General features: G+C 58.1%; 14 protein-coding genes. 13 read left to right on the top strand and 1 reads right to left on the bottom strand.

All coding sequences use genetic code 11. The features are described from left to right. Positions 1–9: 9 nt before the first annotated feature. From CLOEV_RS08260 to CLOEV_RS08200, 13 genes are read left to right on the top strand one after another with little or no spacing between them, the layout of a single operon-like run. Positions 10–819 (top strand): undecaprenyl-diphosphate phosphatase, encoded by an 810-nt coding sequence (locus tag CLOEV_RS08260; protein ID WP_008711905.1) that lies wholly within the window; start codon positions 10–12, stop codon positions 817–819. 2 nt (positions 820–821) lie between these two features. Then, on the top strand, positions 822–1,070 hold the full coding sequence (locus tag CLOEV_RS08255; protein WP_008711903.1) for a hypothetical protein: 249 nt from the start codon (positions 822–824) through the stop codon (positions 1,068–1,070). After that, positions 1,067–1,666: a Maf family protein gene (locus CLOEV_RS08250; protein WP_034443111.1), complete on the top strand. Its 600-nt coding sequence runs from the start codon at positions 1,067–1,069 to the stop codon at positions 1,664–1,666. Before CLOEV_RS08255 ends, CLOEV_RS08250 begins: the two co-directional genes overlap by 4 nt. Next, the gene (locus CLOEV_RS08245; RefSeq protein ID WP_034443108.1) at positions 1,659–3,566 is read left to right on the top strand and encodes a DUF5693 family protein; all 1,908 of its coding nucleotides are present in this window, start codon (positions 1,659–1,661) and stop codon (positions 3,564–3,566) included. Before CLOEV_RS08250 ends, CLOEV_RS08245 begins: the two co-directional genes overlap by 8 nt. Before the next feature lie 18 nt (positions 3,567–3,584). Further along, positions 3,585–4,595 carry a polysaccharide pyruvyl transferase CsaB gene (gene csaB / locus CLOEV_RS08240; RefSeq protein ID WP_051484988.1) on the top strand — a complete coding sequence of 337 codons (1,011 nt, stop codon included), beginning with the start codon at positions 3,585–3,587 and terminating at the stop codon, positions 4,593–4,595. After that, the gene (locus CLOEV_RS16020; protein ID WP_051484987.1) at positions 4,588–5,415 is read left to right on the top strand and encodes a hypothetical protein; all 828 of its coding nucleotides are present in this window, start codon (positions 4,588–4,590) and stop codon (positions 5,413–5,415) included. The genes csaB and CLOEV_RS16020 overlap by 8 nt, the downstream gene beginning before the upstream one ends. Beyond that, entirely contained in the window at positions 5,405–6,352 is a 948-nt protein-coding gene (locus tag CLOEV_RS08230; RefSeq protein ID WP_008711894.1) for a transketolase family protein, read from the top strand. The genes CLOEV_RS16020 and CLOEV_RS08230 overlap by 11 nt, the downstream gene beginning before the upstream one ends. A 7-nt stretch (positions 6,353–6,359) precedes the next feature. Then, positions 6,360–7,055: a cell division ATP-binding protein FtsE gene (locus CLOEV_RS08225; protein WP_008711892.1), complete on the top strand. Its 696-nt coding sequence runs from the start codon at positions 6,360–6,362 to the stop codon at positions 7,053–7,055. Then, positions 7,042–7,926, top strand: a complete 885-nt coding sequence (locus CLOEV_RS08220; protein WP_008711889.1) for a cell division protein FtsX — start codon at positions 7,042–7,044, stop codon at positions 7,924–7,926. The genes CLOEV_RS08225 and CLOEV_RS08220 overlap by 14 nt, the downstream gene beginning before the upstream one ends. A gap of 19 nt (positions 7,927–7,945) precedes the next feature. Then, positions 7,946–9,163 (top strand): murein hydrolase activator EnvC family protein, encoded by a 1,218-nt coding sequence (locus CLOEV_RS08215; protein ID WP_008711887.1) that lies wholly within the window; start codon positions 7,946–7,948, stop codon positions 9,161–9,163. Positions 9,164–9,186: 23 nt separating this feature from the next. Then, entirely contained in the window at positions 9,187–10,392 is a 1,206-nt protein-coding gene (locus tag CLOEV_RS08210) for a S41 family peptidase (RefSeq protein ID WP_245591117.1), read from the top strand. 12 nt (positions 10,393–10,404) lie between these two features. Beyond that, the gene (locus tag CLOEV_RS16015; protein ID WP_051484985.1) at positions 10,405–11,403 is read left to right on the top strand and encodes a divergent polysaccharide deacetylase family protein; all 999 of its coding nucleotides are present in this window, start codon (positions 10,405–10,407) and stop codon (positions 11,401–11,403) included. Beyond that, positions 11,403–12,692 carry an adenylosuccinate synthetase gene (locus tag CLOEV_RS08200; RefSeq protein ID WP_051484984.1) on the top strand — a complete coding sequence of 430 codons (1,290 nt, stop codon included), beginning with the start codon at positions 11,403–11,405 and terminating at the stop codon, positions 12,690–12,692. The genes CLOEV_RS16015 and CLOEV_RS08200 overlap by 1 nt, the downstream gene beginning before the upstream one ends. On the opposite strand, the gene CLOEV_RS08195 is transcribed toward CLOEV_RS08200, so the two are convergent. Then, the gene (locus CLOEV_RS08195; protein WP_008711879.1) at positions 12,689–13,609 is read right to left on the bottom strand and encodes a carbohydrate kinase family protein; all 921 of its coding nucleotides are present in this window, start codon (positions 13,607–13,609) and stop codon (positions 12,689–12,691) included. The genes CLOEV_RS08200 and CLOEV_RS08195 overlap by 4 nt on opposite strands. Positions 13,610–13,815 lie beyond the last annotated feature (206 nt).

Below are 13,815 nucleotides of genomic sequence, written 5' to 3'. Positions count from 1 at the left end.
TGCCATATAATGAATATTGATGTGATAATTCTCGGTTTCGTACAGGGCTTTACAGAATTTCTGCCGGTCAGCAGCTCCGGTCATCTGGCGCTTGCCAAGATATTTCTGGGGATAGAGCTGCCGCCGCTCAACTATGACCTGGTGCTGCACGTTTCGACGACGCTTGCCACGATATTGTTTTTCTGTACGGATATCTTCACGTTTCTCGCGCAGTGGTGCGCCGGATTCACAAACGCCGAAGCCAGAAAAAAAACCGGCTGGCACATAGGCTGGGCGGTGATCGTCGGTACGATCATAACGGGAGTGATCGGATTTGCGCTTAAGAACTTTGCGGAGGAGGCCTCGCTCAATTCTCTGATGGTCGGCATCGGGCTAGTCGTTACCGGCATTCTGCTCGTGGCTTCCCGCTGGATACGCGAGGGATACGGCAGGGTGGCGCTGATGGACGGCGTTTACGTGGGGATCGCGCAGGGGCTTGCGGTAATGCCAGGCATCTCGCGCTCCGGCATGACCATCATGGCGGGGCTCGCCGCCGGGCTTTCAAAGGAATCGGCCTTCCGCTTCTCCTTCCTTCTGTCGATCCCGGCGATAATCGGCGCCACGCTCATACAGGCGCTTGAGATCGGCGGATGGCATAATTTTGCTTCAACGCTGCCCCCAGGATGGTTTTTCGGCGCGGTCTGCGCCTTCGCCAGCGGCCTGCTTTCGCTCTTTATCCTTAAAAAACTCGTGATCGCCTCAAAGTGGTGGTTTTTCGGCATATACTGTCTTATCGCGGGACTTTCCGCCATCGGCGTGACGTATCTGGGAGCGTGGTAAAAATGTCGTTCATCAAAAATTCATCGATCCGCTGGGGCGTCATATTGCTCTGTATGATACTGGGTACCTGGCTGGGGTTATTTTTTCAGCGCTTTCCCGCGACTTCGGTGCTTTTTGCCAACGTCGTCGATTTTACGATAGACATTCGCCAGATAGACCTGGTGATGGTGCGTATCGGCTTCCTCTTCGCGCTGAAGCTGAACCTGGGAACTCTGATCGGCGCTATCACCGGCATCGTAATAACGCGATGATCGGCAAACTGATACTCGCCTCCGGGAGCCCCAGGCGGCGCGAACTTTTAGCCGGCCTGGGCTGGAACTTTGAGGTGATCCCCTCAAACATAGCTGAAAAGACGAAGGCGGGCGAACCTCCCGCGGCGCTTGTGAAGCGCCTTGCCGACGAGAAGGCTTCCGATGTCGCCTCCCGCTGCCCAGGGAACTGGGTGCTCGGCGCGGACACGGTGGTCGCCGTCGATGACAAGATCCTCGGCAAGCCGCGCAGCGTGGAGGAGGCCGCCGCTATGATCGAAGAGCTCTCCGGACGCACCCATTCCGTATTTACCGGCGTCGCGCTGCTTGCCCCGGACGGACGAAGGCTGGTCCGGGCAGAGGAGACGCGCGTCACCTTCCGGCGTCTGTCAAAAGAGGATATCGACGCCTATATCGCGCTGGGGGAGAGCATGGACAAGGCCGGAGGCTACGCCGTCCAGGAGAGGGGAACTCTCCTCGCGGAGCGTATCGACGGATGTTATTTCAATGTCGTGGGGCTTCCTCTCTTTTGCGTCAGCCAAATGTTTGCGGATATGGGAATAGCGCTTTCGGCGCAATGGAGGTATAAGGATGAATAAAATAAACAAACGCACTCTGCTTTACGCCGCTCTGCTGCTCGCCATGCTGCTGGCGCTGGCGGGTCTGGCCGCGCGGCTGCGCGCGGAAAACGCCAACAAGACCGTCGCCTTTATTACGGAATATAAGGACATAGCCTCGCTTGCCTATCAAAACGCGGAGAGCCCGCTGGCGGTGTGGCATAAGGTAAACGACCTCGGCGTCATGGGCGTCGCGGTCTCGGAATATACCGGAGACGAACTTGCGATCCATAATCCTCTGCCACTGCGTTTCGGCTCCGCGGCCTTATTGCTTGACGCCGAAGAGGCGGAAAAGATGCCTAACAGGGCAGTTCTGCGCTACCCTGCAAAGCTCCGGTACGCCGATGTGCTCTATAAATATATAAAGATCAAGCTCCCCGCCGCCGAACTTGTTTCGGGCGCCGAATACAACTGCATACTGCTGCCCGGTACGGTCGAAGAGTTTAAGTTTTCCTCTTTTGTCCCGGATATGGGCGCGCTCGAATTTGCCTCGAAAAACAACATAGCGGTGCTTTTCCGCCCCGGCCCCTGTACTCCCGCCTCCGGTAAAACTACCGCCGAAGCGTTTCTGTTTCTTACGGACAACTTCAGGCAGATAAAGAACATAATACCCTCGGGGCTGATCGCTCCCGGGTATCCGGAGATCGGGCCTCTGGCCAAAGTTATGAAAGATAAAGGGATAACGCTCTCGCAGGTGGAGTTCATAAAGCAGATAGGCGTGCCGCAGTTGGCCGTCAAGGCGGGGGAACTTGTCATTCCGATGCACAGCTTGACGCGCGACGAGATAATCTCCCGCAATATAAACCGCGGTTCGATAGCCGACCGGTTCATCAGGGCGGTCCATGAGCGTTCCATCCGTTTCATCATGGTGCATCCGTATGATCTGCAGATGGGCGGCCGCCTGGAGATATTCACGCAGGACCTTGCCTCCTACAAAGAGGCGCTGGAGGCGCGCGGTTATCGTATGGGCTGGCCGGAACCTCTGCCGGCCTGGCCTGCGCCGGCAGCCGGAGCCGCGGCCTGCGGCCTTGTGATAATTTTTACCCTCTGGTTCTACTGCTCACGGCTTGCAGGTACTGAAAATGGCGGCGTCAAGCCGGCACAGGCTCTGATTCTGTTTATCGCCGCCTTTCTGCTTGGCGGGGCCATGTGGAAGATATCGCTGGCCGCCAAACTGCTTGGCGGACTCTGCGGCGCGCTTGCCGCCGCCGAAGGCGCGATGACGGCGCTCGAAAGTTCCAACCGGCGTATCCGCGGTTCGGTCATCGGCCTTCTGATCGTGATGGCGGGGGGGCTGTCGATCGCCTCTTTCTATGGCACCTCGGCCGCGGCGCTGCGGCTGACGCCCTTTTCCGGCGTTAAGCTTACGCTGCTGCTGCCGCCGCTGCTGCTGCTCTTCCATGACCTCACACGGCGGGTCCATCCGGAGACGGCGGGAGAGATCATGGTACGTCCCGCGATCTGGGGCGAGCTGGTGCTGATCGGGATCATGATGCTTGCGCTGCTCGTGATGGCGCTGCGCAGCGACAACGTCTCTAATGTTCCGGCTCTCGAAGTGGCTTTCCGTGATTTTATGGAGCGCGTGATGGTCGTGCGTCCGCGTACGAAAGAATTCCTTATCGGATATCCGGCGCTCGTACTTTACTGGTACCTGGTGCGCAACAAATATATCCCTCACTATCGCGAGGCGGTGCGCATAGCGGCGACGCTTGCCTTTTGTTCGGCCGTCAATACCTTCTGCCACTTTCACACGCTTCTCTACCTCAGCGTCATCCGCGTGCTTAACGGATGGTGGCTTGGTTTGCTGCTTGGCGTGGTCGGCGTGGCGGCGCTCCACTTTATGCTTATCCCGCTTTGGCGGAGACTTTACAAGAGCCTTTAGCTCTGCCGGAAGATATCGTTGAAAAAAGATTTTGACGTCCTTCTCCTCGGTTATTACGGCTTCGGCAACCTCGGCGACGAGCTGCTTGCCGAGGCTTCCGTCCGCCTTCTGCGCGAATGCGGAGTGGCGCGCGAGAGGATAGCGATCCTTTCGGCCGCGCCGCCCGACAGTGAAAAGCGGCTTGGCATCAGAGCTTTCAACCGCTGGAAGATTGGCGAAATGTCGGCTGCCTGTTCAAATAGCCGGACGCTTCTGCTGGGCGGAGGCGGGCTTTTTCAGGATGCCACCAGCCTGCGTTCATGTCTCTATTATTATGCGGTGATGTGGGCCGCGAAAATGAAGGGAATGAAGATATGGGCCGCGGGGCAGTCAATAGGGCCGCTTAACTCAAAAGCGTCACGCGCCGTCGCGCGCCGGGCCTTTTCGCTTTGTTCATACATAAGCGTGCGCGACGGTCGTTCGCTGAAGATGGCTGAAGAGCTTGGCATCAGCGCGGAGCTCACGCCTGACCTGGCGATGTCTTTCGCTCCTGAAAGGAGCTCGGCGAAAGAGCCTGTGGTCCTATTTAACGCGCGTCCTGGCTACGAGGGCCTGGCGCTGACGGCGGCGAAGAGGTGCCGCGAACTGGCTGAGGCAAACAACTGGGAGGTGCTGGGCGTCGCCCTTGCCGGCGAAGATGCCGCGGAAATCGATAGGCTGAGGTCCCTGCAATATATAAAAATCCGAGATATAATAACTGTGAGAAACATCGAGGAGTTTTCGGCGGCTGCCGCCGGAGCGTCTGGAGCGGTGGGCATGAGGCTGCATTTTTTAGCGCTCTGCCTCCTTGCGGGAGTTCCGCTCGCCGGCTGCGCGTATGATCCTAAGGTTTCCGGGTTTTGTATGCGTTATAATATTGAAACTATAGGCGAGGGCCCCGTAGGCCTCGGCGGATGCGGCGATGATACCGTTCTGCGCGAGGCCCGTTTGGCGGTACGCGAGAATTTTGCGGCGGGGCTGCGCTCTGTTTTGGGTGATATAAATGGATGACAAGAGAATTGAAGAGCTTAAATCAATAGCCGCCGAGGTGCGGAAGGACATCCTGCGCATGGTGGGGTTGGCGCGCTCCGGTCCCTTTGAAACATCTATCTCCGCGGCGGATCTGCTCGTTTATCTCTACTGGGAGGAACTTCTTCTTGTTCCCGCCGAACCGCGCCGGGAAGACCGCGACCGTTTTGTGACGGACATTCCCGCCGCCGTTCCGGCCCTGTACGCCGTATTGGCGCGGCGCGGTTTCTTTGAAAGGGAACATCTGTGGCACTATCGCCGCCTCGGGGCGATGCTCCAGGCGCTGCCGGATTTTAAAAGGACGCCGGGGATCGACGCGCCGTGCCTCGCGGTTCAGCCGGCGGTGGCGATGGCCGCCGCGCTGGCTGAGGAACTTGCCGGCAAAGAGGGTAAACCGCGCGTCGTATTTTTGACCGCCGACCTCTCCTTCGAGTCGGAAGAATTTATCGGCGAGATGAAGTATATCGGCCGCCGCCGTATACCTAACCTTCTGAGCGTGATCGCTTCGCGCGGAGCGGAGGCTGACGGCGGCAGCCGGATCAGCGAGGACAATATGGAGACGCTCTCATCCTGCGGATGGCGCGTCAGGCGGGCCGTTTCGGAAGATTTCCGTTCTCTTGAGGAGGCCTGCGATTCTTTTGACTACAGCGGCGGCGGTCCCAAGGCGCTCTTCGTCTCTACCGTGGGCGAACTCGGCCTTTCCGTATCCGACGCGGGCCGCTCGGAGGCCGCGCACTCCTTGAGCATGAGCGAGCTGGATCAGGCATTGGAAGAACTGGAGGTAAAGTCCAATGGGCACTAACGAAAAAATATCGACTTTCGCGGCCTTCTGTGAACTTATCACGGAATACGCGCTTATCAATGAGGATTTTGTTCTGCTGACGACCGATGAGGTGACTGAGACGGAGCCGTTTGAGAGACTGCCTCAGGAAAAGTTCATCAGAACTGGGTCACGGGCGGAGAACGCGCTAATGCGGGCCGCCGGCCTCGCGATCGCCGGGAAGAAGCCGTGGCTGGTCGGCCGGGTCGCCGAACTTGTGGGGCGCGGCTACGCGCATATACGCGAAGCTATCGCTCTGCCGAAGCTTCCCGTCCGCATAGCGGCGCTGAACGGCGGCCTCTCGTGCGCCCATGAGGGAGCTTCCGTCCAGCTGCTGGAGGATCTTGCCCTTATGCGCACTATCCCCAACATGAACGTCTTTATTCCATCAGACAGAGCAGCACTCAAGGGTATCATCAACAGGAACGAAAACACCGAGATGCCGTTTTATATGCGGCTGGGCTGCACGCCTGCGCCTATCCTTGACGATTCCTACGGTGAATCCTTCCGGCTGGGCGGCGCACGCATACTGCGCGGCGGGACCGGCGTCACGATCTGTGCCTGCGGGATCATGGTCGGCGAGGCCCTGCTTGCCGCGGAGCAGCTCGAACGCCAGAATATCAGCGCCGAGGTCATCGACTGCTACAGTTTGAAGCCCTTCCCCGAGAGCGTCCTGCTCTCGTCCGTCCGCAGGACCGGCTGCTGCGTCGTGGCCGAGGAACACAGCAATATCGGCGGACTATTCGGCGCCGCCGCAGAGTGCCTCGGCCGGACATATCCGGTGCCGCTGCGCTGTGTCGCGGTGGAGGATCAATTTGTAAACAGCGGTACTCCCGAAGAGCTTCGCGAGTACTACGGACTGACTTGGAAAGAGATAGCTGACGCGTCCGCTCAGGCGTGGGCGCTGCGCAGGAGGTAATTGAAATATGGACATAAAGTTTTCCGGCGTCACAAAGATATTTGAGCCGGACATCGTCGCGCTTGAAGATGTGTATCTTAACATAGACCGCGGAGAATTCGTATACCTGGTGGGTGAGACCGGGTCCGGCAAGACGACGCTTATGCGCTGCATCTTCCGCGAGGTCGTCCCATCCAGGGGGCATATCAGCGTGGGCGGCCGCGCGCTGCGAAAGATAGGCCGCTTTGAGCTGGCCCTATTCCGCCGCGATATAGGCATTATATTTCAGGACTTCGCCCTGCTGCCCAACATAACGGCCTTTGAGAACGTCGCGTTCGTCCTCGAGGTGATGGGCGTGCCCTATAAAGAGATCGAAGAGCGCGTTGCGGATGTGCTGAAGACCGTCGGCATCTGGCGGAGGCGGAACCTTTACCCGCCGCAGCTTTCCGGCGGCGAGCAGCAGCGCCTCGCCATCGCGCGCGCGATCGTCAACGAGCCTTCGCTGATACTGGCGGACGAGCCGACGGGAAACCTGGACAGCCATACGGCGGATGAGATCATGCAGCTGATGCTGGATATCAACGCCGCCGGAACGACCGTAATAATGGCGACGCATAATCAGCTGCTCGTCAATACCTACAGGCACCGCGTCATTGAGATAAGACGCGGGCGCGTGATCCGCGACGACAAGGAAGGAGGCTATGAGGCTGATGTCACGTATTAAATATATTCTGAGAGACGGCTGGAGGCTGATATGGCGCCATTTCGGCATGAGCCTCCTTACGGTATTCACCGCAATGTCCGTGTTCTTTGTGATAGGAGCGACGATGCTCTTTATCCTAAATATAAGGAACGTCATCGGCACGATGGAAAACCAGCTTTCGATACAGGCCTATATGAAACCGGATACGGATCTTGAGGCCGCCGCGAAGAGCATAAAAGCGATGCGTAATGTGAGAAGTGTTAAGGTGATCACAAAAGAAACTGCCCTGGAACGCCTGCGCGCGCGCCTTGGAAACCAGGCGAACGCGGTGACGCTGCTTGGAGCCAACCCCCTGCCGGCGAGCATCGAAGTGCGAGTGAGCCGCGCCTCCGAGGTCTCGGATACTGCGCGAATGCTGATGGCGGTCCCCGAGGTGGACGATATCGTCTACGCGGGCCATGTCGCCGAGAAGCTTACGCGCCTCTCGACCTTTGTCGAGCGCTTCTCGCTCGTGATGCTCATCGTCGCTCTTGCCGCGAGCGGCGTGGTCCTCTTCAACACGATCCGGATAGCGGTCTATTCCCGCGCCGAGGAGATAGATGTGATGATGAAGGTGGGCGCGACCGCCACCTACGTCGCCTTCCCCTTCGTCATTCAGGGATTCCTCCTTGGCCTGACGGGGGCGCTTGCCGCCTCCGCGGCGCTGGGATACTCTTATTTCAGGGCGGTCGCGTGTTTGAAAGATATGCTGCCGTTCCTGACCTTTATCGAGTCGCCGCGTCTTCTCGCCAACCTGAGCCTGGTGCTCATCTGCTGCGGGACGGTGGTAAGCCTCTTTGCCAGTTTGATCGCCGTGGAGAAATTTATCAGGAAGGCGGCCAAGCCGCTCTAGCAGCGCCGCGGTAATCGTTATGGGCATCCATGCAAAAATAATCCGGCTGATAGCGCTCTTTTTCGTCGCGGTGCTCTTCTGCGCCCCGCTGCCGGCTCTGGCGGCGGCGAAGACGGCGGCCGAGATAGAGGCGGAGATAAAACAGCAGGAGCGCGAGTTCCAAAAGATCCAGAGCCAGATGTCGAAGGTAAACAAGAATATCAAAGAGAAGCAGCGTCAGGAAAAGAACGTTGCGGAGCAGATAGGCGTGCTGAGCCAGAAGATAACGGTGACGCAGCAAAAGGTCAACGTCGTCAGCCTCAAGATGAGAAAGGTCCAGAACAATATATTCGTCCTTTCGAACAACATAAAGGAGGCCAATAAAAATATCGGCGCCGCGCAGGAGATACTGAAAAAGCGGCTGGTAAACATATACAAATACGGAGGGGTCGCCGAGTTCAACCTCCTGCTCTCCTCTCAGGGAGCGGAGGACGCGCTCGCGAATTCCTACCTGCTCGGAAAAATCGCGGAACAGGATCAGAAGCTCATCAACGACCTGGTCGAGCAAAAACGACGCCTGACGATGACGCAGGAGGAGCTGCGCAAGGAGCACCTGCGCCTCAAGGGGCAGAATAACGACCTTAAACAGCAGAACAAAGAGCTGAAGAGCGCCGCCGACGAACGAAACGAACTGCTCTCCAAGGTCCGCAGGGACAAGAAGCTGTTCATTGCGCAGCAGGCGGAGCTGCTGAGGGCCTCGCAGGAGATGCAGGCGGCGATAAAGAAGCTGCTTGCCGAGAAAAAACGGCTGCGCGACGAAGCCAACCGAAAGAAGGGCAAACCATCCACTCCGACGCCGAACTATTATAAGGGCGGACGACTGGCATGGCCGGTGCAGGGAACGATAAACAGTCCGTTCGGCACGCGTATCCATCCCGTCTTCAAGACGAAGATCACGCATACCGGATTGGATATAGGAGCGCCTAAAGGTACCCCTGTCAAGGCCGCCGACGCGGGAGAGGTCCTTTACACCGGCTGGATGCGCGGCTACGGCCAGGTCGTGATCATCGATCACGGCGGAGACCTTACCACAGTCTACGCGCACCTTTCAAAAATAGATACGGCGGAGGACGCGAAGGTAACGCGTCAGACCGTGATCGGGCGCGTAGGTTCCACCGGCGTCGCCACCGGCAACCACCTCCACTTCGAGGTGCGCGTGAACGGCAACGCGGTGGACCCGATGAAGTACCTTAAATAACTGGCAAAGATTAAGAAAGGCATGTGATAGATTTGAAATCAAAAATATTGAATATCGCCGCTGGAGTTCTGATAGGGGTACTTCTCTGCGTCTCTCTCTATAAAATTCCCCAGGCGGTAGGCGCGGACTGGGAAAAGAGCCTGCCATTCACCCCGCAGCAGCTTGCGATAATCAAGCAGGTAAAGCTCGCCCTCTCCACCTATCAGGTCGACGGCGATAAAAAGGGCAAGGTCGACGACACTAAGATGTATTACGGCGCTCTGAAAGGGCTTGTAGAATCTCTTGAGGACCCCTATACCCGCTTTGTCGAGCCGAAGGCGCTTGAAGAGGAAAACATGGAGATGGAGGGCGAGTACGGCGGGCTTGGCATCTATATGGCCTCCCGCGACGGACGGACGATCGTCATCGCCCCCATCGAGGATACTCCGGCGGACCGCGCCGGTATAAAGCCCCTTGACGAGATCATCAAGGTCGACGAAAAGAACGTCATGGGAATGGAGAGCGACGAAGTAGTGAAGATGCTGCGCGGCCCCGCCGGCAAGCCCGTGACGATCCAGATACGCCGCAAGAACGTCGATAAGCTGATCCCGGTGAAGATCGTGCGCGAGGTAATAAAAATAAAGACTGTGCGTATGGAAATGCTGGGCGACGGGATCGCCTATATAAAGCTGAACCATTTCAACCTTAAAACGGACGGGGAAGTGCGCGCCGCGATCAAGAAGGCGACGGAAAAGAAGGCTAAGGGGATCATCATGGACCTGCGCAACAACCCGGGAGGCCTCCTGGACGTTTGCGTAGACGTGACCTCTCAGTTTATTCCCAAAGGAGTCGTCGTCGGCATGAAGGGCCGCTTTGATAAGGCTAACGACATACTATCCGCTAAAGAAGGGCGCGCCAACAACCTGCCTCTTGTCGTAATCGTCAATGAAGGCAGCGCCAGCGCGGCCGAGATATTCGCCGGCGCGGTGAAAGACCATAAACGCGGAACTATCGTCGGCATGAAGACATTCGGCAAGGGATCTGTGCAGACCCTTTTCAACCTTCCCGACGGCTCCGGCATATATGTGACGATCGCGCGCTATCACACGCCGTCAGGATTTGTCCTCGACCACAAGGGACTTCAGCCCGACATAAAGGTGGAGGGCGAGCCCAAGAAAGACAAAAAAGAGGACAAGCAGTTACAGAAGGCGCTGGGCGTGCTTAGGCAGAAAATAAAAGAGAAAAAATAGGACGGCCCCCAAATGGGTAGACATTATAAGAAAGAGCGGAGCGCCGGTTCCCGTATAATAAGGCTGACACTGCTGCTGTTGCTCGCGGCGGCTCTTATATATGCCGCGGTCGGGCGGCGGGAGTCCCCCGTCACTCCGCCGCCGGATCAGGCGACTATCGCCGCCAGCCCGGACGCCGGGATAAAAGAGAGCTCAAAAGATAAAGACCTCCCAGCGTCCGTCGATATTGGCGATGGCTCGCACGGCGCGATAAAAAAAGACGATCCGAAGCTGCCGCCGCCCGTCGCCGAACTGCCCGCAGAGGAAAAATACAACGGCCCCGTGCCGTTGCTGGCTCTCATCGTCGACGACGGCGGCGGACAGATGGAATATGCGAGGCGTGTCGCGGCGCTGGACCTCCCGCTCACTTGGGCGATAATACCTTATCAGCGCAATTCAAAAGAGACCCTTGAACTCGCGGCGTCCAGGAGCATCCCCTGCCTGCTGCACCTGCCGATGCAGGCCGAGGTAGACAAGGACGGTTCGCAGTACATCATCGGCAAAGGCATGAGCGCGGCCGCCGTCCGGCAGAAGACCGCCGCCGCTCTTGACTCGCTGCCGGGAGTGATCGGGCTGAACAACCACCGCGGCTCGCTCGCCACCGCGGACGCCAAATTGATGGAGCCGGTGATGGCGGAGCTCCGGGAACGCGGCCTTCTGTTCGTCGACAGCCGCACCTCCGGCAAGAGCGTCGCCTACCAGACCGCGGCCGCGGCCGGGGTGCCTGCCTTGTTAAACCGTGGATTTCTGGACAATACCGCCGATAAAAACGCCATCGCCGCCCGCTTCCGCGAGATCGTGAAGAGCGCCCAAAAGCGCGGCGCGCTGGTAGTGATCTGCCATTTCCGTCCGTCGACGGTGATGTTTCTCGAAGAACTCAATAAGAACCGCAAAGACCTGCCCGTAAAGCTTGTGACGGTCCCGGAGATGCTGAAGCTGATGAAAGAGGGCCCGCGGGAGGGGGATATCTGATGGTCTCCTCCGAGAACAACATCATCGTCGGGCTGCAGTGGGGGCACGAGGGCAAGAACCGGCTGCTGGATTTCTTCGCGAATCGCTCGGAGGTCATCGTGCGCTTTCATGGCTCGGCGACCGGAGGGCATCAGATAAGCGCCGGAGGCGAGCGCTTTACTCTCGACTATCTGCCATGCGGCATCCATCACGCCGGAAAGCTCTGTGTGATAACCCACGGCGTGACGCTTGATTTGGAAAAAATTTCGGATGAGCTCGCCGCTCTCAAATCGGCCGGCGTCTTCCGTTCGCGCCTGCTCATCAGCTCGCGCTGCCCGTTGATCCTCGACTATCATAAGAGACTTGACGTCCTGGCCGGACGCCTTCTCGGCCACGACCTTAACCGCACGATGGATCAGCGCGGCTACGGCCACGCGGTAACGGACAATGTGCGCCGCCTGGGGATAAGGGCGGGTGATCTGCTTTATCCGGAACGGCTGCGTGAAAGGCTGGATCTGAACCTCACAATAAAAAATGAATACTTCCAAAAAATATACAACGAAAAGCCCCTTGACGCCGACAAACTCTTTACGAAGATAATGAAAGAGGGGCAGAGGCTCGTCCCTTACGTCGGCCCGGTGGAAGACGCCATATCGAAGGCCGTCGAGAGCAACGTCGGGACCCTCTTCGAGGGCTGCGACGGGAGCCTCAACGACCTCAACTGCGGCGTATATCCCTATGTCATGCCGGGAATGACCACTGCCCCCGCGGCGTTTCTCTCCGCCGGCCTGCGGCACAACGCGTCGCTGCGGATAATCGGCGCCGCCAAGGCCTACTGCACGAAGAGCGGCCCCGGTCCCTTCATTACGGAGGATAAAAGCGCGGTCGCCGCCTTCATCAGAACGCGCGGCAGTGAATTTGGCAAAATAGGGGAGGCCCCAAGGCGGATCGGCTGGCTCGACCTTCCGGCGCTAAAATACGCCGCGCATATCAACGGCGCCGACCTTTTAGCGGTGACGAAGCTGGATGTCCTTACCGGTATCGACGAACTTAAAATATGCACCGGTTACATGATCGGCGGCGAACTGCGCACGAGCGGAGACCTTTCGGCCGAAGAGGCGGAAAAGGCGGAGCCGGTATATGTCTCGCTTGAGGGCTGGCGTGAAGAGCTGCCGGGCTGCACCGATTTCAACCTGCTGCCTCAGCAGGCGCAGAGCTATATCCGCTTCATCGAAGAATACACGGGATTGCGGGTCATCTGGACCGGCCTCGGAACACAATGGGGCAACGCCCTCTATAGGATAGATTAAAAGAGATTTCCCGGCAGCGGCGTTCGCGTCGGTTCCGCCACCTCGATCGTCCAGGAAGCGAGCCTTGTGCCGTAGCCTACGGCCTGGCCGAGCGGAAAACCGCGTATCAGCGCCTCGACGGTGCCTGAAAAAAAGGCGTCGCCGGCGCCGCTGGAGTCCGTCACCTTTGTCGGTATCGAGGGGCAGAAGCCGGACTCGGCGGAAACGGCGTCATAATATACCGAGCCCTGTTCACCCATCGTTATCACCATCGATTTGAGGCCGTCGGCGTCCACGTACCCGCGCAGCAGCGCGAGGGCCGCCTCCGGTTCACGAGTGGGGATCTCGCGTTCAAGAAGGCGTCCCGCCTCCGTCTCGTTGCATATATAGCATTCAAGGCCGCCGAGCATTGGACGGTTGCGGAGGATGACCTCCATATTTCCCGTAATGCCGTAAACTTTCTTACCGTACCTCTTTGCGAGCGAGAGTACCGTCGTCGAGATATGATCATTCAGGTCAAGTTCGAGAATGACGTTTTTGCAGCCTGCGACGATAGATTCGCCCTCGCTTCTGACGATCTCGTCCATGATGGAGAGGTCCGGCATCTGTGAAATGGAGGCGGCAAGGTCCCCGTTCTGGTCCATGATCGCCAGCCAGAGCCCCATGCCCGAAGAGGGCGCGCGCCGCACATGGCCGACGTCGATCCCCTCGTTCTTCAGCCTGTTCAGTACCTCGAGGCCGAGGGCGCTGTCGTCCACCGAGGAGACGAACGATACCTTCGCGCCGATCGAGGCGAGGTCCTCCGCGACGTTGCGCCCGACGCCGCCATGTATAAACCTGACGGAACCGACATTCCTTCCGAGCGGGTCATAACGGTAGGCGGCAAAGCCCTTGCAGTCCATAAAGACGGTTCCAAAGACGACGGTTTCAGCAGGCATAGACAAATTCTCCTTCGCAGCGGTTTTTACGCGTTAAATATTAACACAGGTTGGCGGATTATGGGAAAGGAGGGAGGCTATCTCAGCGCAGACGCATCAAACCTCTTAACAGCCGCATGGGGCGAAATAGGGCGCGCAAAATATCTTCCTTCGCTATGGACAATATTTGCTCCGAGAGATAAAATTTCTTTGTGCGTCATTGAAGT

The organism is Cloacibacillus evryensis DSM 19522 (assembly GCF_000585335.1).
GTDB classification, from domain to species: Bacteria; Synergistota; Synergistia; order Synergistales; family Synergistaceae; genus Cloacibacillus; species Cloacibacillus evryensis.
Note: the sequence above shows the minus strand (reverse complement) of the source record. Positions and strands in the feature narration are given on the sequence as shown.